A 26,323-nucleotide genomic window follows, 5' to 3' on the forward strand; every position below is an offset into this window, starting at 1 on the left:
AAAGATGAAGCGGCGGCGTTCAGATGATCTCGAAATAGCGAGCCAGTTCCCAGTCCGTGACGTGACGGCGGAACTGGCGTTCTTCCCATTCGCGCGTGGCGGCGTAATGCTCGACGAAGGCATCGCCGAACAGCTCGCGCGCGGCTTCGGATTGGCGCAGGCGCTGCGCCGCTTCCCACAACGTCGTGGGCAGGCGCAGGTGCTCGGGAAACTGCTGCGTGTAGGCGTTGCCCTGCACCATCGGTTCGGGTTGCAGGCCCTGTTCGATCCCGCGCAGGCCCGACGCCAGCGCGGCCGACAGCGCCAGGTACGGATTGGCATCGGCCGAGCCGATACGCACTTCGACACGTTGCGACTTGTCGCTGCCCGGGATGAGACGCAGCGCGGTGGTGCGGTTCTCCATGCCCCAGGTCGCGTCCAGCGGGGCCCAGTAGCCCGGCACCAGGCGCGAATAACTGTTGATGGTCTGCGCGTATAGCGCCATGAATTCGGGCAGGTAGCGCTGCACGCCGGCCATGAAGGCTTCCTGTGTCGCGCTCATGCCGTGCGGGCGCGACTCGTCGTGGAACGCCGAGCGGCCGCTGGTGCGGTCGCGCAGCGACAGATGGATGTGACCGCTCTGGCCGGGATGATCGTGCGACCACTTCGCCATGAAGGTGGCCATCAGCCCATTCTGCTGCGCCAGCGCCTTGGTGAAGGTCTTGAAGAGGAAGGCCTTGTCGCCGGCGGCGGCGGCCTGGTCGACCGCGATGGCCGCCTCCAGCACGCCGGGACCGGTCTCGGTATGCAGGCCCTCGATCGGCATGTCCATGCGCTCGCACATGTCGAGCAGCTTGCGGTAGAAATCGCCCTGCACCGTGCTGCGCAGCACCGAGTAGCCGAAGTTGCCGGGGGTCCAGTTCTCCATGTCGCGGTAGTGCTTGGCGCGCACCGAGTGCGGCGTTTCGCGGAACATGAAGAACTCGTATTCGAGCGCGGCGTAGACCTCGAAGCCCATGTCGGCGGCGCGGTCCAGCGTGCGGTGCAGCAGGCGGCGCGGGCAGATGTCGGCGGCGGGGCCTTCGAACTCGGCCAGGAACAGCAACATGTCCTCGCCCCCGGGGCCCTGCTCCAGCGGCAGCCGGCGGCAGGTGCTGGGCACGATGCGCAGCTTGGCATCGGGATAGGCCGTGTGCCAGCCGGTGTACTTGGTGTTGTCGTAGAGCTGGTCGTCCAGGTCCCAGCCGAACACCACGTCGCAGAACGCCAGCCCGCCGCGCAGCGCGGCCAGGAATTTATCGCGCCTGACATACTTGCCCAGCATGACGCCATCGACGTCGGACAGGCCGATCTTGATATGCGAGAGCGTGCTGGCCTGGACCAGCCGCTCCGCGTCTTCCACCGTTGCTACCCCTAGTGCATGCATGGCTCGTTCACCTTGTCGTGGCTGAAGCGTTGCGTTGACGTGCGGGGTCGCGGGGCGCGGTGTATCAGGTCACGGCCGCCCCCAGCATCCGCATCGCCTCGCGATGCAGTTGCGGCGTGGCGGCCGCGATCACGCGGCCCTGCGACGCGAGGCCTAACGGCTGCCCCGACCAATCGGTAATGACGCCGCCCGCGCCTTCGATCACGGGCATCAGCGCCAGATAGTCATACGGCTGCAGGCCGGCCTCGACCACCAGGTCGACATGGCCGCTGGCCAGCAGGCCATAGCTGTAGCAATCGCCGCCATAGCGGCGCATGCGCACCGAGCGCGCCAGCGCCTCGAACGCGTCCAGGTCGGCGCCTTCGAAGATGTCGGGCGAGGTGGCGTAGAGAATCGCCTGGTCCAGTTCGGTGCAGGGGCGCGCGCGGCAGGGTTCGCCGTTCAGGCGCGCGGGCGAACCGGCAACGCCCAGCCAGCGTTCGGCCATCATGGGAATGTCGATCAGGCCCAGCACCGGGCGGCCGCGGTGCAGCAGGCCCAGCAGCGTGCCCCACAGGGGATTGCCGGAGATAAAGGCGCGGGTGCCGTCGATGGGATCGAGCGACCACACCCACTCGGCCTCCGCATGGCTGGCGCCGTATTCCTCGCCGAAGATGCCGTGATCCGGATACTGGCGGGCGATGGCTTCGCGCAACGCCTGCTCGACCTCGCGGTCGGCACGGGTGACGGGACTTTCATCCGCTTTGGTTTCGACCATCAGGGGGTGGCGGAACCACTGGCGCGACAAGGGCCTGACCTGGTCCGCCAGCGTCTGGGCGAACGAGGAAAACGCGGCCAATTGCTGCGCGGTAAGCGGCGGCGAAGTTTGCATGACGAGCTCCGAGGCGTAACGCGGCGCGGAAAGACCCATGCGATTCGGGTTTTTCCAGTCTAGACACGTTGCCACAAATTTGCAAATATACCTAAAAACGCAACCCGGGAAACGCAACGTTTCCTCGCGCAACCCTACCGCCCCGCCCCGCAGGTCGCCGTTCGCAGAAAAGCAGCTCATCGCCGTTGCCGTGTATTCCTTTCCGGAGTCCCATCATGCAATGTAAGAAGAAGCTTGGTCTCGTGGTTGCAGTGATTTCCCTAGTTTTGACCCAGGCCGTCCACGCTGGCGCCATCACCGTCTACACCGCGCTGGAGGAAGACGAGATCGCCGCCTACCTGAAGGCCGCCAATGCCGCGCTGCCGGACGTGAAGGTGAACGTGCTGCGGCTGTCCACCGGCGACCTGGGCGCGCGCCTGATCGCCGAGGCCGGCAATCCGCAGCAGGACGTGATCTGGGGATTTGCCGTCAGCAACATGCTGGATCCGCGCCTGCAGAAGCTGCTGGAGCCCTATGCGGCCAAGGGCATCGACGCCCTGCCGGCGCAATACAAGGCCGCCGACAACAAGTGGTTCGCCGCCACCGGCTACGTGGCCGCGTTCTGTGTCAACACCGACCGGCTCAAGTCCAAGAACCTGCCGATGCCGACCTCATGGGAAGACCTGACCAAGCCGGTCTACAAGGGCGAGATCGTCATCCCCAGTCCGGCCGCATCCGGCACCGGTTATCTGCAGATCGTGGCGCTGCTGCAGGGCCTGGGCGCCGAGAAAGGCTGGGCGCTGCTCAAGGACCTGGACAAGAACGTGGCGCAGTACACGCCGTCGGGTTCCCGCCCCTGCAAGATGGCGCGCGCCGGCGAGTATGCGATCGGCGTGTCGTTCGCGTTCCCGGCGATGCAATCGATCGAGGAAGGCTTTCCGGTGAAGATGGTGATCCCGTCGAAATGGGTGGGCTATGAACTCGAAGCCTCCGGCCTGATGAAGACGTCGAAGAATCCCGCGGACGCCAAGCGCTTCCTCGACTGGACGCTGTCGGCGCAGGCCGGCGGGCTGTACAGCAAGTACAAGGAACTGGTGACGATTCCCGGCGCCGCCCCCAACAAGGCGGCCGAAGCCGCGGGCTTGCCCAAGGACCTGACCGCCGTGCTGTATCCGGTGGACTTCCAGAAATCGGCGGCGGAACGCGACGCCATCATCAAGACCTGGCAGGACACCATCAAACGCTGACGGCGCGCGCGGCCGGCGCCGCCGGCCGCCACGCCACCGCCTGGAGCGGCCATGTACCTGGAATTGCGCGGGATCCGCAAGACCTTCGACGGCGCGGTGGCGCTGGAAGGCATCGACCTGTCGGTGGGCGAACATGAATTCGTCTGCCTGCTGGGACCCAGCGGCTGCGGCAAGACGACCCTGCTGCGCATCGTCGCCGGGTTGCTGCCGTTCGACAGCGGCACCATCACCCTGGGCGGACGCGACCTGTCGGCGCTGCCGGCGCGCAAGCGCGGCTTTGGCATCGTGTTCCAGTCGTATTCACTGTTTCCCAACATGACCGTGGCCGAGAACGTCGGCTACGGGTTGCGCATCCGCGGCGAGACGCGCGAGCGCATCGACGCACGGGTGCGCGAATTGCTGGCGCTGATCAAGCTGCCGGATTATGCACAGCGTTATCCCCACCAGTTGTCCGGCGGCCAGCAGCAGCGCGTGGCGTTGGCGCGCGCGCTGGCGGTGGACCCGGCGCTGATCCTGCTGGACGAACCCTTGTCGGCGCTGGATGCGCGCGTGCGCACCGACATGCGCGCCGAGATCCACGAGGTGCAGCGCCGCCTGCGGATACCGACCATCATGGTGACGCACGACCAGGAGGAAGCGCTGACGCTGGCCGACAAGATCGTGTGCATGAATGACGGCCGCGTCGAGCAGGTGGGAACGCCCTCCGATCTGTATCTGCGGCCGAGCACACGCTTCGTCGCCAACTTCGTCGGCCTGAGCAACCTGCTGCCGACCGACTGGGTGCGCGAGGCCATGCCGGCGTTGCTGGCGACCCGGCCCGATGGCGCCAGCGAGCGTTTCGAGGCCTGCCTGCGGCCGGAAAGCCTGCGCATCGCCGCCGACGAGCGCGGGCCGGGCCGGGTGCGCGAAATGACCTTCATGGGCAACCTGACGCGCGTGCGGGTGGACTGGCGAGGCCGCGAGTTGCTGGTCGAACAACAGGGCGCGGCAGGCTTGTCGCAGGGCGCGCCCGTGCGGCTGGACATGGCGCCGGAGCAATGCGCCTGGGTTCGCGTATGACTGCGTCCGCCACGCCGGCACGCGCGGGAGTCCGAGTATGAATACGGTTCGTATCGGCGCCGCCGCGTCGTCCCGCGCCGGCCGCGCGTCCGTGTCGCTGGACCGGGTGTTGCTCTGGACCTGCGTCGGCATCCCGATGGCCGGGCTGGCGTTGTTCTTCCTGTATCCATTGGCCACGGTCGGCTGGCGCAGCCTGGTGGAAAAGGACGGCGCTATCGGCCTGGGCAACTACGCCGACGTGTTCGCCACCCGCGGCATTCTGACCGCCACCGCCAACAGCCTGACGATGAGCGCGGCCACCACCGTCGTCAGCCTGCTGCTGGGCTTTGCCATCGCCTTCGGCCTGGACCGCAGCCGCATGCGCGGCAAGGCGCTGGTGAAACTGGCGCTGGTGCTGCCGCTGCTGGCGCCGTCGCTGGTGCAGGGGCTGGGACTGATCTTTCTGCTCGGCCGCAACGGCCTGGTGCATCGCTGGACCGGGTGGGAATTCGATATCTACGGCTTCTGGGGCCTGCTGATCTCGAACGTGTTCTACGCCCTGCCCCAGGCCGTGCTGATCCTGCAGGCGGCGCTGCGCAACACCGATGCGCGTTATTACGACGCGGCCGAGGTGATGGGCGCGTCGAGCGCGCGGCAGTTCTTCGACATCACGCTGCCCAACTGCAAATTCGGGCTGCTGAGCGCGGCGTTCGTCGTGTTCGTCATCACCATCACCGACTTCGGCAACGCCGCGGTGATCGGCGGCAACTATCGCGTGCTGGCCACCGAGATCTACAGCCAGGTGTCGGGGCAGATGAATTTCGGCATGGGCTCGGTGGTCGGCATCCTGCTGCTGCTGCCGTCGCTGATCTCGGTGCAGATCGAACGGGTGGCGTCGCAGCGCCAGTTCGGCGCCGCCTCGCCCAGCGGGCTGCGCGTCACGCCGCAGCCGGCGCGCGGCCGCGACCTGGCGTTCACGGCCGGCGTATTGCTGTGCGCCAGCGCCATCGTGGTGACGGTGGGCACGGTGGTGTTCGCGAGCTTCATGCGGCTGTGGCCCTACCGCATGGAGTGGACTTTGAAGCACTACGACATCACCGTCAGCGGCGGTTATGCGCCGTTGTGGACCTCGCTATACCTGTCGCTGGCGGCCGCGGCCGGCGGGGTGCTGCTGCTGTTCTTCCTGACCTTCGGTGTCTGCCGCATCCCGCGCGCCTGGGCCAAGCTGGTGTACCTGGTGTCGGTGCTGCCGGTGGGCGTGCCGGGGCTGGTGCTGGGGCTGTCCTACATCTTCGCCTTCAACTCGCCCGCCAATCCGCTCTACGCGCTGTATGGCAGCGCCGCGCTGATCGCGCTGTGCAACTTCTACCACTATCACACGCAGGGCTTCCTGACGATGATGACCGGCATGCGCGCGGTGCCGCAGGCGCTGGAGGAGGCGGTGAACTGCCTGGGCGGCGGCACCCTGCAGGTGCTGCGCGACGCGGTGCTGCCGCAGATCGCCCCAACGGTGCTGGGCGTGTTCTTTTTCCTGTTCATGCGTTCCATGGTGACGCTGTCGGCGGTGATCTTCCTGGTCACGCCGTCGGTCAGCGTCGCGCCGGTTTCCGTACTGCGGCTGGACGAAGCGGGATTCGTCTCGCAGGCGGCGGCCTATTCGACGCTTATCATGCTGGTCGTGGGCGGTTCGCTGCTGGCGATGCGCGCGTTGATCGCGCTGCCGACGCGACGCCGCAAATAGAGATTAGGAAGCATCCGATATGTGGCAAGAAGAGCGGTATCAGAGAATCCGCGCCCTGCTGTCTTCGCTGCAGCAGGTATCGACCGACCGTATCGTCGGCGAATTGGGGGTATCGCGGGAGACCGTCCGGCGCGATCTGCTGGAACTGGAGGCGATGGGCGAATTGCGCCGCGTGCATGGCGGCGCGGTGCCGGTGCACAGCGAGCCGCCGATCACCGAGCGCGTGCACACCCGCGTCAAGTACAAGCGCGCCATCGCGCGCGCCGCCGCCGGCCTGGTGACGAGCGGCCAGACGCTGTTCCTGGACGCCGGCAGCACCACCAGCATGCTGGCGGACGAGCTGGCCAAGCTGAGCGGCCTGACCCTCATCACCAATTCGTTCGACGTGGCGCTCAAGGTCGGCGCCGCCGGTAGCGGCGCCAATGAACTCATCATGCTGGGCGGATCGGTGGGCGGGCCGGTGTGCGCCACCGCCGGCGACATCACCATCGCCGAGATCCATCGCTACCGCGCCGACGTGGCGTTGCTGTCGCCGGTGGGCGTGGATGCCGAATGCGGCGCCACCAGCTACGACCTGCGCGAAGCCGAGGTGGCGCGCGCCATGGCGGCCAACGCCAAGCAGCGCATCCTGCTGGCCGACTTCAGCAAGATCGGCCTGTGCAGCCGGGTGTCGTACTGCGAGGTGAACCGCATCGATCACCTCGTCACCAACACCAATGCGCAGAAGCAGCCGGCCTTCGCGGCCCTGAAGAACGCGGTCGGCAAGATGCTGGTGGTGTAGCGCCGCCTCAATCCACCGACACACCCGCAACCTTCACCATGTCTGCCCAGTACGCGGTGTCCTGCTGCAGGCGCTTGCCGAACGCATTGGGCGCGCTGCCGACGGGCTGGCTGCCGCCCGCCTGGATCTTGGCGATGACGTTAGGCGACTTCATGGCCTGCGCCACCGCCTGCGCCAGGTAGGCGACGCGTTCGGGCGGCGTGCCGGCCGGCGCGAACAGGCCGTACCAGTCGTCGGCCGTGATGCCGTCCATGCCGGATTGGCCAAGCGTGGGCGCGCCCTTGAAGATGCCGATGCCGTTCTCATGGCTCAGCGCCAGGATGCGCAGCTTGCCGGCCGCCACCATCGGCTCGGCCGAGGCCGGCGAGGTGATCAGCATATCGACCGTGCCGCCCATCAGGTCGGTGATGGCGGGCGCGGCGCCACGGTACGGCACGTGCACCAGCTTGACGTTGGCCTTCTGCGACAGCAGCGCCCCCATCAGGTGGCTCATGGTACCGTTGCCGGGCGTGGCGTAGGTGATGACGCCGGGCTGCTTGCGCGCGGCGTCCAGGTAGTCGCCCAGCGACTTGTAGGCGCTTTCGCTGCGCGCCACCAGCACCAGCGGCGCCGAGGTGATCTGCGAGATCGGCACGAAATCCTTGAGCGGATCGAAGCCGACGTTCTTGTACAGGCGCGGATTGACCGCCATGACGCTGGTCTGCGACATCACCAGCGTGTAGCCATCGGGCTTGGCGCGCGACACCTGCGAGGTGCCAACGTTGCCGCCCGCGCCGGAGCGGTTTTCCACCACCACGCTCTGGCCGATGAGGGCGCCCAGTTCCTGCGCGATGAGACGCGCCACGCCATCATTGCCGCCCCCGGGCGGGAACGGCGACACCACGGTGATCGCCTGCTTGGGATAGTCGGCCAATGGCGCCGGCGCCTGGGCGTGGACATTCATCCCCCAGGCCAGGCAGGCCAGGGCCGCGGCGGTCTTGCAGGCATGCTGCAGGTTGAGCTTGTTCATCGGTATTTCCCCTTGTGGTTGGCGGCCGGATGCTCGGCCGTCCATTGCATTTCGGTTCGCCATGAACCGTCCGCGCCCCGCCGTCGAAAGCGTCGGGGCGTGCTGATCGGATGAAGCGTTGCGCGCGGCCGCCATGGCGGCCGCGAGGGTCATGCAGTCGCGGCGGTCACCCGGCCGGGAAGCGGTAGGCGGCGCGTTCGCGCGCGTCGATCTGCTTGACCAGGTTGGTCTCCCAGGCGAGGTACTGGCGCGCGGCGGCCTTGTTGCCGTCGTGGCGGTCGTGCACGAAGAACAGGTAGTCGATGCAATCGGCGTCGGCCGGTTCGGCCGGCGTGGACACCAGCGCCAGGCCGGCAGCCGACCAGCCCGCGGGCGTGCCCAGGTTGGCCTTGACGTCGCGCACGCCGAGCGCGCGCAGGTCCGCCGCGGCCCAGGCGGCCACCGCGCGCTCTTCGGCCAGCAGCACCAGCGGACGCGAGGGATCCAGCGCCAGGTCGGCAAAACGCGGCCGCACCGACCAGCGCGCCCCATCGATGTGCTGCGCGCGATAGCGCATGCTGGGACGGATGTCGAGCAACTGGGCGCCTTGCGCCTGCGCGTCGACCAGGGCCGCGTCGTCGAGCAGCGTCAACGCGGGCTCCGCCGCCGGGGCGAGCGGCGCTTGCAGGTCGGCGGCCACGCCTTCCCGCAACACGCTCGCGTCCCAGCCCATCTGGCGCAGCCAACTGGCCACCACCGGCGCGCGCACGCCTTCGCCATCGAACACCACGATGCGTGCGCCGCGCACCGCCAGGTATTGGTCGGTGGCCTGGATCAACTGGCCGCCAGGCGTGTGCTGGGCGCCTGGCAGCGAGCCGCGCGCGAATTCCTCGGCGCTGCGCACGTCGCACAGGAAGGTGCTGCGGCTGGCGTCGTCGAGCCATGCGCGTACCTGCGCGGCATTCACTTCCGGCACGCCATGACGACGCGCCAGGCCGGCCGAGCGCTGCGCCAGGTCGGGCAGGTCCGCGGCGGCAACGGCGTCGTCGTAGCGGCGGCTGGCGCCGTGGTCCAGCTTGAAGTCCGCCAGATACCAGCCCTGCGTGCCGTTCTCCAGCGCATAGACGGGGTTGGGGACGCCCAGGTTGATGAGCGTCTGTGCGCCGATGATGCTGCGCGTGCGGCCGGCGCAATTGACCACGATGGTGGTGTTCGGGTCGCGCGCCAGCGTGTGGGCGCGCAGGGCCAGCTCGCCGTTGGGGCAGCAGATGCCGCCGGGAATGCTCATCTTCTGGTACTCGCTGTAGGGCCGGCCGTCCAGCACAATCAGGTTGTCGCCACGGCGCTGGCGCTCGGCCAGCTCGGCGGCGCTGATGCGCGGGGTGTGGAAAACCTCTTCGGCCAGTTCGCCAAAGGTCTTGCTCGGCACGTTGACCCCGGCGAAGGCCGCGTAGCCGTCGCGCTGCCATTGCGCGATGCCGCCGGCGAGGCGATAGACCCGCGTGTAGCCCAGGGCGCGCAACGCTGTCGCCGAACGCGCGGCGACGTCGTCATCGCCGCCTTCGTCATAAACCACCAGGCGCACGTCGCGGCGCGGCGCCAGGCGCGCGATGTCGGCCTCGAGCCGGCTGAACGGCACGGGCGCCGCATAGAACAGATGGGACTCGCCATACTGGCCGTGTTCGCGCACGTCCAGCAGCGCAATCTCGCCGCCGTCGTGCAGCCAGCCCTTGAGGGTGTGCGAGTCGATATCGGCCAGTTTCAGGTCGGAATGGGAATGCATCGTTAAATCCGCAGGGAATCGGGAGAATGGGAGTTCGGGGCCTGCAGGCTCGGCCGCAATTGGCCGAATGCCTGTTCGAGGTCGGCGATCAGGTCGTCCGGGTCCTCCAGGCCGATATGCAGGCGCAACATGGCGCCGTGCGCGGCGACGGGCAGGGAACGCGCCTTGGCCAGATTGACGGGAATCACCAGGCTTTCGAAGCCGCCCCAGGAGGCGCCGATGCCGAACAGGCGCAGCGCGTCGATGGCGCGTTCCATGTCGGCGTCGGCGATGCCGGCGGCGAACTCAAGCGTCAGCAGGCCGTTGGCGCCGGAGCATTCGCGCCGCCAGACCGCATGCGCGGGATCGTCGGGCAAGGCCGGGCACAGCACGCGCGCCACTTCCGCCCTGCCCTGCAGCCACTGGGCCACGCGCAAGGCGCTGCGGGCGTGCTGCGCCATGCGCAGCGGCAGCGAACGCATGCCGCGCAGCACCAGGAAGGCGTCGTCGGCGCCGACGGTCTGGCCGAAGTCGATGCTGGCGCGTTCCAGCGCGCGCCAGGCGCGGGCATTGGTCACCACCGCGCCCATCATCACGTCGGCATGGCCGCCCAGGTATTTGGTGGCGGCGAGGATCGAGATATCCGCGCCCAGCGCCAGCGGCCGGCATAGCAATCCCGACGCCCAGGTGTTATCCACAGCCAGCCAGCAATCGTGGCGCCGCGCCAACTCGGCCAGCTGCCGCAGGTCCGGCATCTCGTAGGTCAGCGAGCCGGGCGACTCGGCATAGATCATGCGCGTGTTGGGACGCAGCAGCTGCGCCAGGCCGGCGCCGTCCGGCCGATAGAAGGTGAATTCGATGCCCAGCCGCGCCAGGTGCTCGGCGCAGAAGCGGCGCACCGGTTCATAGACCGCGTCGGTCACCAGCACGTGATCGCCGGCGCGCAGATAGGCCAGCAGCACGACGGCGATGGCGGCCTGACCCGTGGGATACAGCTGGGCGCGATGGCCCTGCTCCAGCTCGACCAGCGCGTCTTCCAGCGCGTGCGTGCTGTCGGTGCCGCGCGCGCCGTATGACGGCAGGCGTTCCTGTTCGCGGCGGGCGCGGGTGTCACGCCAGGCCGCGACGCTGTCGAACACAAACGTGCTGGCGCGCGTGACCGGGGTATTGACCCAGCCGGCATGGGGACGCCCGGCGCGCAGCAGGCGCGTCGCGGGTCGCAGGGGCTTGTTCATGATGCTCAGCGACGCGTCTGCACGCCGATCGGCATGACCTTGCAGGTGCCTGCCGCCAGGTCGAAAGCGAGTCGTTCGGTCAGCGTCTCCAGGGCGCGGCCATACATGTGCAGGTGGCGGATGACGCTGTCGCCCTGGATCTCGACGGCATGGATGTCGTCGGGCATCAGCGCGATGCCGGTGCCGGGTCCCACCACCACGGTGCCGGTCTTTTCCAGGCGGCCCACGCCCGGCACCGAACCGTCGTCGGTGCGGTCGTAGACGTAGTTGTATTCCACCCCTTCCACGGCGGCGATACAGGCCCAGGTGGTGTGGTTGTGCGGCACGATCTGCTTGCCGGGGCGCATCACGTTCAGGTAGAGCGCGTAGCGCTTGTCGGCGTCTTCGCCGATCAGGTAGCGCGCCTGGCGCTCGCCCTCTTCCGGCGCCGGGTAGCGGTCCTGGCCCCACCAGTCGGTGTGGCTGGCCAGGCCGATCAGCTCATCCAGCACGGCCTTCAGGCTGTTGCGGTTCAGGCCCTTATTTCCTAAAGTATTTTTAATATTTCCGATGGCAGTGTCGATGCCCTGCTGGTGGGGGTGCGTGGTGCTCACAGTGATTTTCCCTCGTGTTCCATGAGTTATTTGAGCCACTGTATCGCCGCAAGCGAGGTCCAACAATTTAAATTGCCTTAATATTCCATAAGCGTTTCTAATACTTCCCCTGCCCTTTGCTGCACCCGCCATGCGCCATCTCGACCTCGACCTGCTGCGTACGCTGACCGCGATCGCGCGCCACGAAACGTTCTCCGAGGCCGCCAACCGGCTGCATAAGACGCAATCGGCGGTGACGCAGCAGATGCAGCGGCTGGAAGCGACGCTTGGCCTGCCCTTGTTCGAAAAGCAGGGCCGCAACAAGATCCTGTCCTCGCATGGCAGGCGGCTGGTGGAATACGCGCGCCATATGCTTGCCATCAACGACGAGGCGTTGCGCGCGCTGCAGGACGGCCCGCTGGAGGGCGACCTGCGCCTGGGCGCGCCGCTGGATGTGGCGGACACCATCCTGCCGACGCTGCTGACTCATATCGCGCGCTCGGCGCCGCGCGTGAAACTGGAGATCCGCACCGACCGCAGCCCGTTCCTGATGGACGCGCTACGCGCGGGCGAACTGGACCTGACGATCTCGACGCGTTTCGACCAGGACTTCGAAGGGGTGGCATTGCGCACTTCGCCCACGGTGTGGCTGGCTTCAGCCGACTATGTCCACGATGTGACCGCGCCCGTGCCACTGGTGCTTGCTGACGAGCCCAGTATCTTCCGCCGGCTGGCGTTGACGGCCCTGGAACAGGCGCAGGTACGCTGGCACACCAATTACGTCGCGCCCAACCTGGTCGGCATCAAGGCCGCGCTGCGGGCAGGCTTGGGCGTGACGGCGCGCAGCGTCGAGCTGCTGGCGCCGGAAATGCGGGTGCTGGGAGAAAAGGAGGGGCTGCCGCCCTTGCCGGACGTGACCTACTTCCTGTGGATAAGGCGCGACCTGATCAATCCGCTGACGCGGCAGGTCTATGACATGTTGCGGACCAGCCTGGGGCTGGCGCATGGCGCGGATGCGCCGGTCGGTCCATGACGCTGGCGCGGGCATTCAAAGGCGGCCCCTTGAATGCCCTGCGTATCTCAATAACGATCGAAGCAGCGCTGCAGCGCCGCGGTGTCGCGCGTGACGCATAGTGCCAGCATCAGCAGGATCCTGGCCTTCTGCGGATTGAGATCGCCGGCGGCGATGAAGCCGAGGGCCGCGTCGTCCAGTTCGACATCCCGCGCGACGAAGCCGCTGCCGGTACGGCTGGACCGCGCCACCGCGACGCCGGCGGCCGCGGCGCGCGTCAGACCGTCGATGGCCAGGTCGGTGGCGTTGCCATCGCCCACGCCGGCCAGCACGATACCGTCGGCGTGGCGGGCGACGAAGTCGATGACGTCCGACTGCAGATTGGCGTGCGCATAGACGACGTCCACCCGGGGCCAGCCGGCCTGTTCCAGTAATGCGAGTGAAAACTCGCTTTGTGTCGTGTGCGTGGTGGTGTTGCGCGAATAGAAGCACGGCGTGCCGCCATGCATCACGCCGGCACGACCGCGATTGGGCGACGCGAAAGCGTTGATGCCGGCGCTGGCGATCTTCTGGATCTCGCGGGCATAGTGCACGTCTTCATTCATGACGACCAACGGACCGCGGCCGCGCGCGTCGGGATGGCGCGCCAGCGCCACCGCGTTGTACAGGTTGGCGGGACCTTCCGCCCCCAGCGCGGTGGCCGGACGCATCGCGCCCACCAGCACCACCGGCTTGTCGTGCTGAATCACCAGGCTCAGGAAGTAGGCGGTTTCCTCGAGCGTGTCGGTGCCGTGCGTGATGACGATGCCGGCAACGGACGGATCCGCGCACAAGGCCTCGACACGCTGCGCCAGCGCGCGCCACACGTCGTGCGTCATGTTCTGGCTGCCGACGTTGGCAACCTGCTCGGCGCGGATCTCGGCCAGGTTCGACAATTGCGGCACCGCCGCCAGCAGATCGCCCACCGAGAACGAACCGGCCTTGTAGCCGGCGGACGTGGCATCGGCCTGGGCGCCGGCGATCGTGCCGCCGGTGGCCAGCACCGCGATAACGGGCAGCGCCTGCTCAGGCATCAACCACCCCGGACAGGCCTTGGCGCTCGAGCAGCGAATTCAGATGTTCCCAGCCGTGGAAGTCGATGACGATCTGGCCCTTTTCCTTGGCGCCGACCTTGAGCGCCACGCGCGTGCCCAGGTGATCGGACAGCGCTTCTTCCAGGCGCGTCAGGTCGCGCGACACGCCGTTGGCCTTTTTCTTGGGCGAGGCGGCGCTCTCGGCTTCCTTGGCGGTCTTGGCTACGAGCTTTTCGGCTTCGCGCACCGACAGGCGACGCGCGATGATCTGGTTGGCCAGCTGGATCTGCGTGGCCGCGTCCACCGCCAGCAGCGCGCGCGCATGGCCCATGTCGACATCGCCGGCCAGCAGCATGGTCTGCACCGCGGAAGCCAGGTTCAACAGGCGCAGCAGGTTGCTGGTGGCCGAACGCGAGCGGCCGATGGCCTGGGCGGCCTGCTCGTGGGTCAGGCCGAATTCGTCCAGCAGGCGGCGCACGCCATGCGCCTCTTCGAGCGGATTGAGGTCTTCGCGCTGGATGTTCTCGATCAGCGCCATGACGGCCGCGTTCTCGTCGGCGACTTCGCGCACCAGCACCGGCACTTCCTTCAGGCCGGCCAGCTGCGCGGCGCGGAAACGGCGTTCGCCCGCGATGATCTCGTAGTGGCCGGGCGCATCGCTCAGCGCGCGCACAAGAATGGGTTGCATGATGCCTTGTGTGCGAATCGACTCGGCCAGTTCGCCCAACGCGCCCTCGTCCATGCGGGTGCGCGGCTGGTATTTGCCGGCCCGCATCTTCGAAACAGGCAAGGTGGACGGCAGACCCTCGGGCTTGGCCGGGGCCTTGCCGATATTGTCGATGGCAGGCGCGTCGGCGCCCAGCAAGGCGTCGAGTCCGCGACCCAATCCCTTGGGTTTCTTGGTGGCCATAGTTAAATCCTCTTTCCTTCTGTTTTTGGTATCCCGAGCCGGGGCTCAGGCGGCCGCCTGCTCGGCGGGCAGGCGGTACCAATACGCGTAACAGTCTTTGAAACCGTAGCGGCCATACAAAGCGCGCGCGGCGGTGTTTTGCGGCTCCACCTGCAGGTAGGCCGTGCTGGCGCCGTCTTCGACGCACAGCGCCAGCAGATGGTCGACCAGCATCGCGGCGTATCCCTTGCGCCGCTGCGCCGGGTCCGTCACCACGTCGAACAGGCCTGCCAGATCACCGTCGCGCACGGCCATGCCGCCGGCCACGCAGGCGCCAGCGGCGTCGAATGCCAGCACCGGCAGGATATCCACAGCCAGGCCTTCCAGGCGCGCCTGGTGCTCGGCGATGTGCTCGGGGCGGGATTCGCGCATGCGTCCGACCGCCGCCGCAAAGCGGGCGGCGTCCACCGTCCTGAAAAGCAGATCGCCCCGGGCGGCCAGCCTGGGGGCGAGCGGCATGCTCATGACTCGGGTCTCTTCGGTAAGGAGGTAACCCCGGGAAGCCAGTTGGGCGTCCAGGGAGAAATCGGGGCCGATGGAGGTCAGGCGCAACACCATGGGCAAGCCATGGCGCGCGTACAACGTTGAACAATACGCCAGCCGCTCATCGAGCGGACGTGTGGATAACCCCAGCACATTGATGCTGCGTACCCGTTTGGCCGAAGACGGCGCGTAACGAACCAGCCAGCCATCGTAGAGCACCTGCGCGCGCACCGCCGTGGCGTTGAGCGCGGCCTCTTCCAGCCGCACGCGCAGCCCGTCCCGCACGTCGGCAGGCGGCGTGTGGGTGGCGTCCGGGGACAGGCGGATGACGGCGGACATGATGCGGACAGCTTATTTGTTGAGTTCACGGACGCGCTCGATCATCTCGGCGCCAAAAGAGATGTACGCCTGCGCGCCACGCGAGGCACGGTCGTACACCACCCCGGGCATGCCGTAGCTGGGCGCTTCGGCCAGGCGCACGTTGCGCGGCACGACGGTCTTGAAGACCTTGTCGCCGAAGTGCGATTCGAGCTGGGCCGACACCTGCTGTTGCAGGGTCATGCGCGGATCGAACATCACGCGCAACAAGCCGATGACGCGCAGGTCGTCGTTGATGTTGCGATGCACGCGCTTGATGGTGTTGACCAGGTCGGACAGGCCTTCGAGCGCGAAGTACTCGCACTGCATCGGGATGATGACGCCGTGCGCCGCGGCCAGGCCGTTCAGCGTCAACAGCGACAGCGTGGGCGGGCAATCGATGAGCACGAAGTCGTACTGGCTGCCGACGGTGTCGATGGCGGCCTTGAGCTGACGCTCGCGTTCGTCCATCTGCACCAGGTCGATCTCGGCGCCGGACAGTTCGCGGTTGGCGGGCAGCACGTCGTAGCCACCCGACTCCGAGCGCACGCGCGCCTGTTCGATGGTGGCTTCACCGATGAGCACCTGGTACAGGTTCGACTCGAGCGAATTCTTGTCGATGCCGCTGCCCATGGTGGCGTTGCCCTGCGGATCCAGGTCCACCAGCAGCACGCGTTGCTTGTGCGTGGCCAGCCCGGCCGCCAGGTTGATGGCGGTGGTCGTCTTGCCGACGCCGCCCTTCTGGTTGGCGATGCAGAAAACGCGGGCGGTCGAGCTGGGGGGTAAGTTCTTCATAGGGTTCCTTGACTGCGGCGCATCCAGATCAGGCAGCGTTCCGCTTGCAGCTCCGGCACCTGGAGCGGCTGTATGTGGTCGACCTGCCATTCACCACGCGCGTGCAGCGCCTGGATTTCATCATCCGGGACCTTGCCCTTCATGGCGACGAGGGTACCATCGTTGCCCACATGTCTGCCTGCGAGCATCGCAAAATCCTCCAAGGAGGCGAATGCCCGCGACGTCACAATGTTGCAGCCGGCCGGTTCCAGCGTTTCGATGCGCGCATGGCGCGCCTGCAGATTCGGCAATGCCAGCGCGCCGCTCATCTGCCGGACGAATGCGGTTTTCTTTTCAACGGCGTCGATGCAGGTCACCGACCATTCGGGCCGCATGACGGCCAGGACCACGCCCGGCAGGCCGCCGCCGGATCCAACGTCGTAGATCTTCGCCGGCGTGCCGGGCGCGCCCAGCGCCTGGCTGAAAGGCCCCACGGCGGCCAGGCTGTCGAACAGGTGCTGCACCAGCATCTGCCGTGGATCGCGAATCGCGGTCAGGTTGTAGGTCCGGTTCCAGCGCTGCATCTGCGCCAGGTAGTCGAGCAGCTTGGCGGACGCCGCGGCGTCCGCCTGCAGTCCGAGCTGCTCGAAGGCATGCGAGAGGCGGCCGGCCATGTCCGCGCCGGCCGGGTTGGGCTGGGCGCTCATGCGGCTTGCTTGCGCGAGCCGTAGTGCAGGCGCTTCAGGTGGATGAGCAACAGCGAGATCGCCGCCGGCGTCACACCCGAGATGCGGCCGGCCTGGCCGATGGTCTCGGGCCGGTGGGTCTTGAGCTTCTGGCGCACCTCGAACGACAGGCTGGTGACGGCGTCGTAATCGACGTCCGCCGGAATCGGCTGCTGCTCGTGCGCAATCTGCTTCTGGACTTCGTCCTGCTGGCGGGCGATGTAGCCCGCGTACTTCACCTGGATTTCGACCTGCTCGGCCAGCACCTCGTCGGCGGACACGCCCGGACCGGCCAGCAGCGTGCCGTCGACGTTGCGGGCGGCCATCAGCGCTTCATAGGAAACATTGGGCCGTTTCAGAAGGTCTGCAAGTGAGTACTCACGTTCAATCGCCTTGCCCAATAGCGGTTCGGCCACTTCCTGCGGCAGCACACGGGGATTGACCCACGACGACTTCAGGCGTTCAACCTCGGCCGCGACAGCATCCCGCTTGCGGTTGAAGGCATCCCAGCGGGCATCATCGACGATACCGAGCTGGCGGCCGATTTCGGTCAGGCGCAGATCGGCATTGTCTTCGCGCAGGCTGAGGCGATATTCCGCGCGCGAGGTGAACATGCGGTACGGTTCGGTCACGCCGCGCGTGACCAGGTCGTCCACCAGCACGCCCAGGTAAGCTTCGTCGCGGCGCGGCGTCCACTGCTCGCGGTCCAGCGCGGACAGGGCGGCGTTGACGCCGGCCAGCAGGCCCTGGGCCGCGGCTTCTTCATAGCCGGTGGTGCCGTTGATCTGGCCGGCAAAGTACAGGCCGGCGATCGCCTTGGTTTCCAGCGTGCTCTTCAATCCACGTGGATCGAAGTAGTCGTATTCGATGGCGTAGCCCGGGCGCAGGATATGTGCGTTCTCCAGGCCCGGCAGGGAATGGATCAGCGCCAGTTGCACGTCGAACGGCAGGCTGGTGGAAACGCCATTGGGATAGACCTCATGCGTGTCCAGCCCTTCGGGTTCCAGGAAGACCTGGTGCGATTCCTTGTCGGCGAAGCGGTGAATCTTGTCTTCGATCGACGGACAGTAACGCGGGCCAACGCCTTCGATGACGCCGCTGTACATCGGCGAGCGGTCCAGACCGCCGCGGATGATGTCATGGGTACGGGCGTTGGTGTGCGTGATCCAGCACGGCAGTTGCCGCGGGTGCATGGCCACGTTGCCCATGTAAGAAAACACCGGGATCGGATCCAGGTCGCCCGGCTGCTCTTCCAGAATGCCGTAGTTGATGCTGCGGCCATCGATACGCGGCGGCGTGCCCGTCTTCAGGCGCCCTTGGGGCAACTGCAATTCCTTCAGGCGCTGCCCCAGTGAGATCGCGGGCGGATCGCCCGCACGGCCACCGGAATAGTTCTGCAGTCCCACGTGGATCAAGCCATTCAGGAACGTGCCGGCGGTCAGCACCACCGTCTTGGCGCGGAACTTCAGGCCAACCTGGGTCACGGCGCCCACCACTCGGTCGCCCTCCACCATCAGGTCTTCCACCGCTTGCTGGAACAGCCAGAGGTTCGGCTGGTTCTCCAGGCGGCCACGGATAGCCTTGCGGTACAACACCCTGTCGGCTTGGGCACGGGTAGCGCGCACGGCCGGGCCCTTTGAGCCGTTCAGGATGCGGAATTGAATCCCTGCTTCGTCCGTCGCCAGCGCCATCGCACCGCCAAGGGCGTCGACTTCTTTGACGAGGTGGCCCTTGCCGATCCCGCCAATGGAGGGATTGCAGGACATTTGGCCTAGGGTCTCGATGTTGTGGGTCAGCAGCAGCGTCTGGGCACCAGTGCGTGCCGCAGCCAGCGCCGCTTCGGTACCGGCGTGGCCGCCTCCGACGACGATGACATCGAATTCGCGGGGATAATCCATGATGGGGAGATAAGAGAGCGTTCGGTGCTCATTATAGAGGCAGGGGGGGCATGTTTCACGTGAAACATGGCCAAGCAGGGAAAAGCTGGTGGAGATGCGCCGAGCGTGTGCAAATTGGCAACGGGGCATGGGTCGCACGGCGTTTGAATATGTCGGCAATTGCCGGTGTTCAGCGGTGTTCCACGTGAAACAGCAAGTGGAACAACGCTCTGCCGGGATGTTTCACGTGAAACATCGACTGCGTAGTTACGCCTGGGCTTGTCCAATACCGGTCATTATCTAGGAAAAGTGGAAAGTGCCTGGGGCTGAGCGCAAGCATCGTTCCGCAAGAAAAGTGGGGCGCACTCGGCCGGCGATGTTTCACGTGAAACATCGCCGACTTCGGGTTGCCGTGACCGGGCTTAACCTCCGTTATGCTGCCCCTCTTGCCGCCAGTTAACCTCACCGACGGACTGTGCTTATGTTTCACGTGGAACATTGCTTCCTTCCACCGTAAGGTTACGTCGTCGGTGGGGTAGCGTTCCGCATCGCCCCGACCGCCAGTCAGCATCTGACACCCTGCGTGCTTCCGCCAATAAGCACGTAGCCGGATCAGCCAGCCTCGGATCAATTTTCACAAATCTTCCCGCTGCTGTTCAATGTTCCACGTGAAACAACACAGATAAGAGCCTGAGCGCCTCTGTGACACGCCTACCAGGCGGGAGACAGTATCGGTGACATCCCGGTTTGGCACGTAAAAGGCATCTTCAAATTCAGCGCCTGAGTACGGTTATATCGACGTTCCACGTGAAACCAATGTCGAGAAAAAAGCGATTTTTCCACCCCTACCTCTACCCCACCCCTGAAATGTCGAATTTTTCGCCGTTTCACGTGAAACAGCGCGCTGCCAGCCATCAACCACCGAGGCGCCCATCCTCAACACACATGCGCTTATTTGGCCCGCGCACTTTGAATATCATCCGTCATTCCCGTGAAACATTGCACCCCTAAGACAAACTTGTCGCACCTTGGCGGAGGCAATACCTAAGCGCCGCCAGGAATCGACAAACCGTATGGGAAACCTGCCATACGGGCCTTGGTCTATTCTTGGCGTCCCCGGACAATTGATTCGCCGGTAACGCCACCCTTGGCAGCGCACAGCCAAGTCGGCTATGGGCTATTTCTGCCGGATCGAGGGCCCCACCCCTTGGCGAACCCCATCGGCGACTTATCAACACCCGGCGTCACATTCAAGACCCGGTTTCACGTGGAACAACTCTGGGGATAAGTTACTCGTCCGGCCCGGACTAGAATCTGCCGCGCTGGGCAAAAGGCGCAACGGTATTCTTCTCGTCACGGCAAATACCCAGATTCAGGAAAACACACAAAACCCCAAAGAGGTTGGAAAATTCGCCCCGACTCACATCCCGAGAACCCGTAACCGACGCGGCCATGAACCAGGAATTCCGGGCGTCGACGAAGGCCCACAAACCGGTGGAAAAAGATGTGGATAAGCCTGGACTATCGGCTCGATAAAGATAGCCTGGAGGGACGCGGCTGAGCCCGGCAGTCAGTGACTCCGGATCTCGAATATGAGCTGCGAGTTCGGGGCGGCCGCCGCGGGAACTTCAACATCGGCCAAGGGTCCAATCGCCGCCCGGATCTCTTCCTGGTGTTTTCCACATGCCGATCCCCCGGGCCGAGCCACCATCGCCGCGCTGTGCATAACTATGGACAGGCGACGCTTGAGGGGACAACTATCTTGCCTCTCTCCCCTCCTTCGCGCCATCATCCTTTCGGCTGAGACCCGCGAACAGGTGCCGAGCTTAATTGCTCGCGCTGTGGAAAAGTCATCGGGCCGTCGCGCGGGTCAAAATCTCTTCCACATGAAATAACCCCGCGTCCCAGAGCGGCAATCCGCCGCGACAATTGCACCGCGCGGGAATCGACTTACCCTGTTCCAGCACCGCTATCCCCATTTCTATCCACAGGTTGAGCACCCCTCTTTTGGCTATCCCGGGTGTCATTCTGTGCATAACCAGCATGGGGATATCTTTGTGAACAACCACCGCTGGAAGCGTGCGACATCGGCTTAGCGGCCCGGCAAAGGGCCCTCTGGCAAGCAGCGGCTATGGCCGTCCCGACACCGAAAATCGGGCGTAAGCGCCTGGTTTTCATAGGGAAAAGCACTCTTCTGGCTCGGTTCGCACAGGCTCTCCAGTATTGGCAGGGCGTGTTGCACGTCTTCAGGACAACGCGTCGGACTCATCACAAAAATGTGCAAAACCGTCATCCGCAAATCGCTGTTGCTTCATTACTGCGCAACGAATTGCTCATGTCCCAAAATAATTATCCACAAACTTATCCAAGGGTAGAAAATATGTTAGTGAACACTAACAATCGCTGTGGAACGCCCACACAGCCGCCCCACGCCAAATGAAACAACGCCCCAGACCGTGAGGTTCTGGGGCGTTGTAGCCAGGCCTGGCCTGGCGGACGGGAAATTGGGATTTCCCGATTTAGAGCGGGCGAATTTCGGCCGCTTGAGGTCCTTTCGGACCATCCTTGACTTCGAATTCGACTTCCTGGCCTTCGTTCAGGCTGCGATAGCCGCGGCCCTGGATGGCGGAAAAGTGTGCGAAAACATCGGTACCGCCGGCGTCCGGCGTGATGAAACCGTAACCCTTGTCAGCGTTGAACCACTTAACTTTGCCCTTCTGAGCCATTTTCCTAGCGTCCTGTAATTAACGAGATGCAATGAATCAAGGACGCCGTGAGAACTGAACGACCGGTAGGGATACCTGCGTTGCTGCTGCGTTCTCGCTTGCCGCAAAAGCGGCAGACAAGTCCGCGCGCTGCTTGAATCAACTGCGGAAACCAGCATACTCACCCCACATTACAGAGTCATATAGTTGTTTTCCCCAATGTCGTATTTTTCTGACTGGAAACCCAATACCGCTACGCGGAATTTGCCTGCCGCCGCGCCAGCCACGCATACATCGGACCCGTGACGAGCACGACGAATACCATGCGGGTCACGTGGAATGCGGTAACCACCGGCACGCCCAGCTGCAGCACCTTGGCCGTGATCGCCATCTCGGCGATGCCGCCCGGCGTGGTGCCCAGGATCAACGTCGGAATCGGCGCCGCAGACCATAGGGACAGCAACGCGCCCAGGCCGAATGCCAGCGCCAGCGCGACCACCGTGAACGCCGCCACCACCGCGATGAAGCGCGGCGCGGCGCGAAAGAAGTCCGGCCGATACCGATCGCCCAAGGACCAGCCGATCAGCAGTTGGCCGATCTTCGGCACGTAGTCCGGCAACGCCGACAGTTCGATGCCGAACGCGGTCAACGTCATCGCCACCAGCATCGGCCCCAATACCCAGGGATTGGGCCAACGCAGCTTCATGAAAAGCAGGCCGCCGACACAGGTCAGCGCCACCAGCTCCGCCAGGCCCGCGCCATGCACGGTACGCGGCCCCGGCACGGTGGGATCCAGGCCTGCCACGCCCCACCACTGGAAGATGAACGGCACCGTCACCACCACCAGCAGCACCCGCACGCTGTGCGCAGTCGCCACGCGATCGATACGGGCGCCATGGCGCTCGGCCAGGCTCGCCATTTCGCTGGCGCCGCCGATCGCCGATGCAAACCAGGCGGTCTTGAAATCCGCATCGGTGTAGCGCCGCAGCAGCGCCGTGCCGATGAATGCCAACCCCAATGCGAACAGCATGCCCGCAATGATGGGGCCGGCATTGCTGCCGATATGACCGATGACCTGTGGCGTGAAATACAGGCCCAGCGAGGTGCCGATGACCCATTGGCCGGCGTTGCGCGCCGGCCGTGGACACACCGTGCCGCCGCCCGCGATGCGCACCGCCGCCGTCAACAGCAGCGCGCCCAGCATCCATGGCAAGGGCAGATGCGCCCATACCGCCAGCAACGCGCCGGCCAGCGCGATCGCCAAACCGCCAACGACCCTCCACCACATGTTCCGAAGCACGATACCGCCCACGCCATAAGCTCATGAGAATCCCGAATTATGAGTTAGTGGGATACTTACGAAAACTCTTGCGCACACCCAGCGTTCCTTTTCGCGTCCACCATGATCCGATCCAAACTTCCCGACGTCGGCACCACCATCTTCACCGTCATGAGCCGCCTGGCCATCGAGCACAAGGCCATCAACCTGGGCCAGGGCTTTCCGGACTTCGATCCCGATCCCGCGCTATGCGCGCTGGTCAGCAAGGCCATGGCCGACGGCCACAACCAGTATCCCTACATGCCCGGCGTGGCGCCGTTGCGCGAGGCCATCGCCGCCAAGACGCAGGCCCTGTACGGCCGCGCCTACGATCCGGAAACCGAGATCACCGTCACCAGCGGCGCCACCGAAGCGCTGATGGCCACCGTGCTGGCCGCGGTCAACAGCGGCGACGAGGTCGTGGTCATCGAGCCGTGCTACGACTCCTACCTGCCCGCCATCCGCCTGGCCGGCGGCACGGCCGTGCCGGTGCCGCTGCGCGCGCCGACCGCGGACGATCCCTACTACCGCATCGACTGGCAGCGTGTGCGCGACGCCATCACGTCGAAGACCCGCCTGCTGATGCTGAACTTTCCGCACAACCCGACCGGGGCGGTGCTGGACGACAGCGACCTGGATGCGCTCGAAGCCATCGTGCGCGATACCGGCGTGCTGCTGGTGTCGGACGAGGTCTACGAACACATCGTGTTCGACGGCAAACCGCACGCCAGCGTGGCGCGCCGCCCGTTGCTGGCCGAGCACGCATTCGTGATCTCGTCGTTCGGCAAGACCTATCACACCACCGGCTGGAAGATCGGCTACTGCTGCGCGCCGCGCCAGCTCAGCGCCGAGCTGCGCAAGGTGCACCAGTTCATGGTGTTCACGGTCCCGTCGCCGATGCAGTTCGCACTGGCTGAATTCATGCGCGACCCCAAGCCTTACCTGGCGCTGCCGGCCTTCTACCAGGCCAAGCGCGACCGCCTGTCGCAAGGCCTGGCCAAGACACGCTTCAAGCCGTTGCCCAGCCCCGGCACCTTCTTCCTGCTGGCGGACTACAGCGAAATCTCCAAGCAGAACGAAGCGGACTTCGCGCGCGACCTGACGGTGCGCCACGGCGTTACGGTGATTCCGGTTTCCGCCTTCTACCAGAAGCCCGACGCGGCCGAATCGAACCATCGCATCGTGCGCTTCTGCTTCGCCAAGAAGGACGCCACGCTCGATGCGGCGCTGGAACGCCTGGCGCAGGTCTGAGAACGTCTCGGTTCAAGACAAAGCGCCCTGCCCGGGCGCTTTTGTTTTGTCTCGACACAAAACGCGGCGATGAAAAAAGGAGCGCCGCGGCGCTCCTGAACGACCTCCGGCGTGACAGGCTCCGACGTCGCGCGGCCCCGCGCCGGCGGGGCCGCGGCGCGGAACCCGTCACACCGGTTCGGCGGCAACCTTCCTGGCCCGGCGCGCGCGGCGCAGTATCTGCGGCACCACCACGACGGCGATGGCGGCCGTCCACAGCGCAATGGCGACCGGGCTGGCGAACAGCACCGACACATTGCCGTCGGTTATCGACAGGGCGCGGCGCAGGTTCTGTTCCATCATGTCCCCCAGCACCACGCCCAGCACCAGCGGCGCCATTGGCACGCCGAACTTGCGCAGGAAGTAGCCCAGCGTGCCGATGCCGGCCACCAGCAGCAGATCGAACGTGCCCGCGTTGATCGCGTACACGCCGATGTAGCTGATGCACAGGATGCCCGGCACCATCAGCCAGCCCGGCACCGACAGCACCTTCGAGAACAGGCGCACCATGGGCACATTCATGACGAACAGCAGCACGTTGGCCACGAACAGCGAGGCGATCAGGCCCCACACCAATTCCGGCTTGGAATCGAACAGCACCGGCCCCGGCGTGATGTTGTAGAGCGTCAGCGCGCCCATCATCACCGCGGTGGTGCCCGAACCCGGCACGCCCAGCGTCAGCATGGGCACGAAAGAACCGATGGCCGAGGAAGTGGCGGCGGCTTCGGGCGCGACCAGGCCGCGCATGTCTCCCTTGCCAAACTTGGCATCGGGATCCTTGGCTTCGATGATGCGCTTTTCCTGCGAATAGGCCACGGCGGCGGCCACGCTGGCGCCCGCGCCCGGCAGCACGCCCACGCCGAAGCCGACGAAGGCGCTGCGCACCACGCTCCACCAGGTGAAGGCCAGCTCTTTCAGGTTGAACAGCTTGCGGCCGCTGGGCTTGACCTCGACACTGTGACCCGCCATCACCTTCTCGAGCATCTCCAGCATCTCGCTGACCGCGAACAGCGCGATCACCACCACCACGAAATCGATGCCGTCGGCCAGGTGCACCGAGTCGAAGGTGTAGCGGTATACGCCCGAATTCGCGTCCACGCCAATCACCGAGATCGACAAGCCGATCATCGCCGCCAGCACGCCCTTGATGGGCTGCTTGCCGAGCAGGCTGGTCAGGCAGCAGAAGGCGAAGATCATCAGCACGAAGTATTCGGCCGGACCGAAGGCCAGCGCCCATTTGGCCAACAGCGGCGCCAGCAGGATGATGCCCACCACCGACACGATGGCGCCGAAGAACGCCGACCACGCCGACAGCGACAGGGCGACGTTGGCCAGCCCCTGGCGCGCCAGCGGATAACCGTCGAGCGTGGTCATGATGGCGCTGGCCTCGCCCGGCACGTTCAGCAGGATCGAGGTGATGCGGCCGCCGTATTCCGCGCCGACGTACACGGCCGCCAGCAGGATCAGCGCGGTCTCGGGCGGCAGGTTCATGGCGAACGCGATCGGGATCAGCATCGCCACGCCGTTGATCGGGCCCAGGCCGGGCAGCACGCCGACCATGGTGCCGAAGAATGAACCGATCGCGGCCACCAGGATGTTGGTCCACGACAGCGCCACGCCAAAGCCGATCGACAGGTGATCGAGGATTCCGCTCATATCAGGTTCTCCAGCAGTCCGCCGGGCAGGACCACGTCCAGCACCTTGTCGAACAGGACAAAGAAGAAAGCGCTCATGACGATGCCGCCGATCGCGCACTTGGCCCAGCCGCCGCCGAACAGGCGGCCGACGAAGACCGTCATCAGCGCGGTGGCGATGATGAAGCCGAGCCACTGGAACAGGAACGCATACGCCGCGGCGAACACCACCATCAGCGCGATGCGGCCATTGGCGCCGGCGGGATTGGGCTCGACCGCGTTGCCGCCCTTGTAGGCCAGGCGCAACCCGCACAGGCCGATGATCAACGCCAGCAGCAGCGGGAAGGCGCGCGGGCCCACCGGTTCATAGGCGAACGGTGCCTCGATGCCCCACCCCGCCCAGGTCATGAAGGCCGCCAGCGCCAACGCCGCGATGCCCAGTATTCGATCGTTCATGATCAGCTTTCCGTTAGTAGAAGGACCGCGCGGCGCAAGCCCGCCCCGGCC

The 26,323-nt window shown here is 65.7% G+C and carries 22 protein-coding genes; 6 read left to right on the forward strand and 16 right to left on the reverse strand.

What is annotated here, in order from left to right; all coding sequences use genetic code 11:
- Positions 1-19: 19 nt before the first annotated feature.
- Both ABFG95_RS14650 and hisN read right to left on the reverse strand, forming a co-directional pair.
- Positions 20-1,405, reverse strand: coding sequence for a glutamine synthetase (locus ABFG95_RS14650; RefSeq protein WP_263899462.1), 1,386 nt, complete (start codon positions 1,403-1,405; stop codon positions 20-22).
- 64 nt (positions 1,406-1,469) lie between these two features.
- Positions 1,470-2,276 carry a histidinol-phosphatase gene (gene hisN / locus ABFG95_RS14655; protein ID WP_049078213.1) on the reverse strand — a complete coding sequence of 269 codons (807 nt, stop codon included), beginning with the start codon at positions 2,274-2,276 and terminating at the stop codon, positions 1,470-1,472.
- A 215-nt stretch (positions 2,277-2,491) separates the two neighbouring features.
- On the opposite strand from hisN, the gene ABFG95_RS14660 reads away from it, so the two are divergent.
- Genes ABFG95_RS14660 through ABFG95_RS14675 form a run of 4 tightly spaced genes read left to right on the forward strand, consistent with a single transcriptional unit; the run spans position 2,492 to position 7,062 of the window.
- Positions 2,492-3,502 (forward strand): ABC transporter substrate-binding protein, encoded by a 1,011-nt coding sequence (locus tag ABFG95_RS14660; protein WP_278991451.1) that lies wholly within the window; start codon positions 2,492-2,494, stop codon positions 3,500-3,502.
- A 51-nt stretch (positions 3,503-3,553) separates the two neighbouring features.
- On the forward strand, positions 3,554-4,561 hold the full coding sequence (locus ABFG95_RS14665) for an ABC transporter ATP-binding protein (RefSeq protein WP_263899464.1): 1,008 nt from the start codon (positions 3,554-3,556) through the stop codon (positions 4,559-4,561).
- A 37-nt stretch (positions 4,562-4,598) separates the two neighbouring features.
- Positions 4,599-6,281, forward strand: coding sequence for an ABC transporter permease subunit (locus ABFG95_RS14670; protein WP_278991448.1), 1,683 nt, complete (start codon positions 4,599-4,601; stop codon positions 6,279-6,281).
- Positions 6,282-6,300: 19 nt separating this feature from the next.
- A complete protein-coding gene (locus tag ABFG95_RS14675) occupies positions 6,301-7,062 on the forward strand; it encodes a DeoR/GlpR family DNA-binding transcription regulator (protein ID WP_059268689.1) in 762 nt (253 codons plus the stop codon).
- Between the two features lie 7 nt (positions 7,063-7,069).
- Here ABFG95_RS14675 and ABFG95_RS14680 read toward each other — a convergent pair whose 3' ends face one another.
- The 4 genes from ABFG95_RS14680 to ABFG95_RS14695 all read right to left on the reverse strand — a co-directional run bounded on the left by ABFG95_RS14680 (position 7,070) and on the right by ABFG95_RS14695 (position 11,640).
- Positions 7,070-8,071, reverse strand: coding sequence for a tripartite tricarboxylate transporter substrate binding protein (locus ABFG95_RS14680; protein ID WP_278991446.1), 1,002 nt, complete (start codon positions 8,069-8,071; stop codon positions 7,070-7,072).
- 166 nt (positions 8,072-8,237) lie between these two features.
- Positions 8,238-9,833, reverse strand: coding sequence for a rhodanese-like domain-containing protein (locus tag ABFG95_RS14685; protein WP_278991444.1), 1,596 nt, complete (start codon positions 9,831-9,833; stop codon positions 8,238-8,240).
- 2 nt (positions 9,834-9,835) lie between these two features.
- On the reverse strand, positions 9,836-11,047 hold the full coding sequence (gene metC / locus ABFG95_RS14690; RefSeq protein WP_278991443.1) for a cystathionine beta-lyase: 1,212 nt from the start codon (positions 11,045-11,047) through the stop codon (positions 9,836-9,838).
- A 5-nt stretch (positions 11,048-11,052) separates the two neighbouring features.
- A complete protein-coding gene (locus ABFG95_RS14695) occupies positions 11,053-11,640 on the reverse strand; it encodes a hypothetical protein (RefSeq protein WP_054418885.1) in 588 nt (195 codons plus the stop codon).
- 130 nt (positions 11,641-11,770) lie between these two features.
- Between ABFG95_RS14695 and ABFG95_RS14700 the strand changes: the two genes are divergently transcribed.
- On the forward strand, positions 11,771-12,652 hold the full coding sequence (locus ABFG95_RS14700) for a LysR substrate-binding domain-containing protein (RefSeq protein ID WP_049077297.1): 882 nt from the start codon (positions 11,771-11,773) through the stop codon (positions 12,650-12,652).
- Between the two features lie 47 nt (positions 12,653-12,699).
- Here the strand turns inward: ABFG95_RS14700 and ABFG95_RS14705 are convergent, their stop codons facing one another.
- The 8 genes from ABFG95_RS14705 to ABFG95_RS14740 form a co-directional block, all read right to left on the reverse strand.
- On the reverse strand, positions 12,700-13,704 hold the full coding sequence (locus ABFG95_RS14705) for an asparaginase (RefSeq protein ID WP_068950225.1): 1,005 nt from the start codon (positions 13,702-13,704) through the stop codon (positions 12,700-12,702).
- Positions 13,697-14,614: a ParB/RepB/Spo0J family partition protein gene (locus ABFG95_RS14710; protein ID WP_026382435.1), complete on the reverse strand. Its 918-nt coding sequence runs from the start codon at positions 14,612-14,614 to the stop codon at positions 13,697-13,699. The genes ABFG95_RS14705 and ABFG95_RS14710 overlap by 8 nt, the downstream gene beginning before the upstream one ends.
- Positions 14,615-14,659: 45 nt before the next feature.
- Positions 14,660-15,475, reverse strand: coding sequence for a GNAT family N-acetyltransferase (locus tag ABFG95_RS14715; protein WP_059268696.1), 816 nt, complete (start codon positions 15,473-15,475; stop codon positions 14,660-14,662).
- Positions 15,476-15,487: 12 nt separating this feature from the next.
- Positions 15,488-16,288: an AAA family ATPase gene (locus tag ABFG95_RS14720; protein WP_049077304.1), complete on the reverse strand. Its 801-nt coding sequence runs from the start codon at positions 16,286-16,288 to the stop codon at positions 15,488-15,490.
- Positions 16,285-16,974, reverse strand: a complete 690-nt coding sequence (gene rsmG, locus ABFG95_RS14725) for a 16S rRNA (guanine(527)-N(7))-methyltransferase RsmG (RefSeq protein WP_059268698.1) — start codon at positions 16,972-16,974, stop codon at positions 16,285-16,287. The genes ABFG95_RS14720 and rsmG overlap by 4 nt, the downstream gene beginning before the upstream one ends.
- Positions 16,971-18,890, reverse strand: a complete 1,920-nt coding sequence (gene mnmG, locus ABFG95_RS14730) for a tRNA uridine-5-carboxymethylaminomethyl(34) synthesis enzyme MnmG (protein ID WP_059268701.1) — start codon at positions 18,888-18,890, stop codon at positions 16,971-16,973. Before mnmG ends, rsmG begins: the two co-directional genes overlap by 4 nt.
- 2,498 nt (positions 18,891-21,388) lie before the next feature.
- The gene (locus ABFG95_RS14735) at positions 21,389-21,595 is read right to left on the reverse strand and encodes a cold-shock protein (RefSeq protein WP_006389561.1); all 207 of its coding nucleotides are present in this window, start codon (positions 21,593-21,595) and stop codon (positions 21,389-21,391) included.
- Between the two features lie 232 nt (positions 21,596-21,827).
- Complete coding sequence (locus ABFG95_RS14740; RefSeq protein ID WP_054418877.1) at positions 21,828-22,862, reverse strand: AbrB family transcriptional regulator; 1,035 nt, start codon at positions 22,860-22,862, stop codon at positions 21,828-21,830.
- 114 nt (positions 22,863-22,976) lie between these two features.
- Between ABFG95_RS14740 and ABFG95_RS14745 the strand changes: the two genes are divergently transcribed.
- Complete coding sequence (locus ABFG95_RS14745) at positions 22,977-24,143, forward strand: pyridoxal phosphate-dependent aminotransferase (protein WP_059268703.1); 1,167 nt, start codon at positions 22,977-22,979, stop codon at positions 24,141-24,143.
- A gap of 168 nt (positions 24,144-24,311) precedes the next feature.
- Here ABFG95_RS14745 and ABFG95_RS14750 read toward each other — a convergent pair whose 3' ends face one another.
- Both ABFG95_RS14750 and ABFG95_RS14755 read right to left on the reverse strand, forming a co-directional pair.
- Positions 24,312-25,838 (reverse strand): tripartite tricarboxylate transporter permease, encoded by a 1,527-nt coding sequence (locus ABFG95_RS14750; RefSeq protein WP_059268705.1) that lies wholly within the window; start codon positions 25,836-25,838, stop codon positions 24,312-24,314.
- Positions 25,835-26,272, reverse strand: coding sequence for a tripartite tricarboxylate transporter TctB family protein (locus tag ABFG95_RS14755; RefSeq protein WP_049077319.1), 438 nt, complete (start codon positions 26,270-26,272; stop codon positions 25,835-25,837). The genes ABFG95_RS14750 and ABFG95_RS14755 overlap by 4 nt, the downstream gene beginning before the upstream one ends.
- Positions 26,273-26,323 lie beyond the last annotated feature (51 nt).

Source organism: Achromobacter sp. HNDS-1 (assembly GCF_040084795.1).
Lineage (GTDB): Bacteria > Pseudomonadota > Gammaproteobacteria > Burkholderiales > Burkholderiaceae_B > Achromobacter > Achromobacter ruhlandii.

Coding starts and splice junctions, on each gene's coding strand:
- ABFG95_RS14670 (WP_278991448.1), top strand. CDS start 4,599: ATGAATACGGTTCGTATCGGCGCCGCCGCGTCGTCCCGCGCCGGCCGC.
- mnmG (WP_059268701.1), bottom strand. CDS start 18,890: ATGGATTATCCCCGCGAATTCGATGTCATCGTCGTCGGAGGCGGCCAC.
- ABFG95_RS14710 (WP_026382435.1), bottom strand. CDS start 14,614: ATGGCCACCAAGAAACCCAAGGGATTGGGTCGCGGACTCGACGCCTTG.
- hisN (WP_049078213.1), bottom strand. CDS start 2,276: ATGCAAACTTCGCCGCCGCTTACCGCGCAGCAATTGGCCGCGTTTTCC.
- metC (WP_278991443.1), bottom strand. CDS start 11,047: ATGAACAAGCCCCTGCGACCCGCGACGCGCCTGCTGCGCGCCGGGCGT.
- ABFG95_RS14665 (WP_263899464.1), top strand. CDS start 3,554: ATGTACCTGGAATTGCGCGGGATCCGCAAGACCTTCGACGGCGCGGTG.
- ABFG95_RS14675 (WP_059268689.1), top strand. CDS start 6,301: ATGTGGCAAGAAGAGCGGTATCAGAGAATCCGCGCCCTGCTGTCTTCG.
- ABFG95_RS14720 (WP_049077304.1), bottom strand. CDS start 16,288: ATGAAGAACTTACCCCCCAGCTCGACCGCCCGCGTTTTCTGCATCGCC.
- ABFG95_RS14745 (WP_059268703.1), top strand. CDS start 22,977: ATGATCCGATCCAAACTTCCCGACGTCGGCACCACCATCTTCACCGTC.
- ABFG95_RS14740 (WP_054418877.1), bottom strand. CDS start 22,862: ATGTGGTGGAGGGTCGTTGGCGGTTTGGCGATCGCGCTGGCCGGCGCG.
- ABFG95_RS14685 (WP_278991444.1), bottom strand. CDS start 9,833: ATGCATTCCCATTCCGACCTGAAACTGGCCGATATCGACTCGCACACC.
- ABFG95_RS14750 (WP_059268705.1), bottom strand. CDS start 25,838: ATGAGCGGAATCCTCGATCACCTGTCGATCGGCTTTGGCGTGGCGCTG.
- ABFG95_RS14715 (WP_059268696.1), bottom strand. CDS start 15,475: ATGTCCGCCGTCATCCGCCTGTCCCCGGACGCCACCCACACGCCGCCT.
- ABFG95_RS14705 (WP_068950225.1), bottom strand. CDS start 13,704: ATGCCTGAGCAGGCGCTGCCCGTTATCGCGGTGCTGGCCACCGGCGGC.
- ABFG95_RS14680 (WP_278991446.1), bottom strand. CDS start 8,071: ATGAACAAGCTCAACCTGCAGCATGCCTGCAAGACCGCCGCGGCCCTG.
- ABFG95_RS14700 (WP_049077297.1), top strand. CDS start 11,771: ATGCGCCATCTCGACCTCGACCTGCTGCGTACGCTGACCGCGATCGCG.
- ABFG95_RS14755 (WP_049077319.1), bottom strand. CDS start 26,272: ATGAACGATCGAATACTGGGCATCGCGGCGTTGGCGCTGGCGGCCTTC.
- ABFG95_RS14735 (WP_006389561.1), bottom strand. CDS start 21,595: ATGGCTCAGAAGGGCAAAGTTAAGTGGTTCAACGCTGACAAGGGTTAC.
- ABFG95_RS14660 (WP_278991451.1), top strand. CDS start 2,492: ATGCAATGTAAGAAGAAGCTTGGTCTCGTGGTTGCAGTGATTTCCCTA.
- ABFG95_RS14650 (WP_263899462.1), bottom strand. CDS start 1,405: ATGCATGCACTAGGGGTAGCAACGGTGGAAGACGCGGAGCGGCTGGTC.
- rsmG (WP_059268698.1), bottom strand. CDS start 16,974: ATGAGCGCCCAGCCCAACCCGGCCGGCGCGGACATGGCCGGCCGCCTC.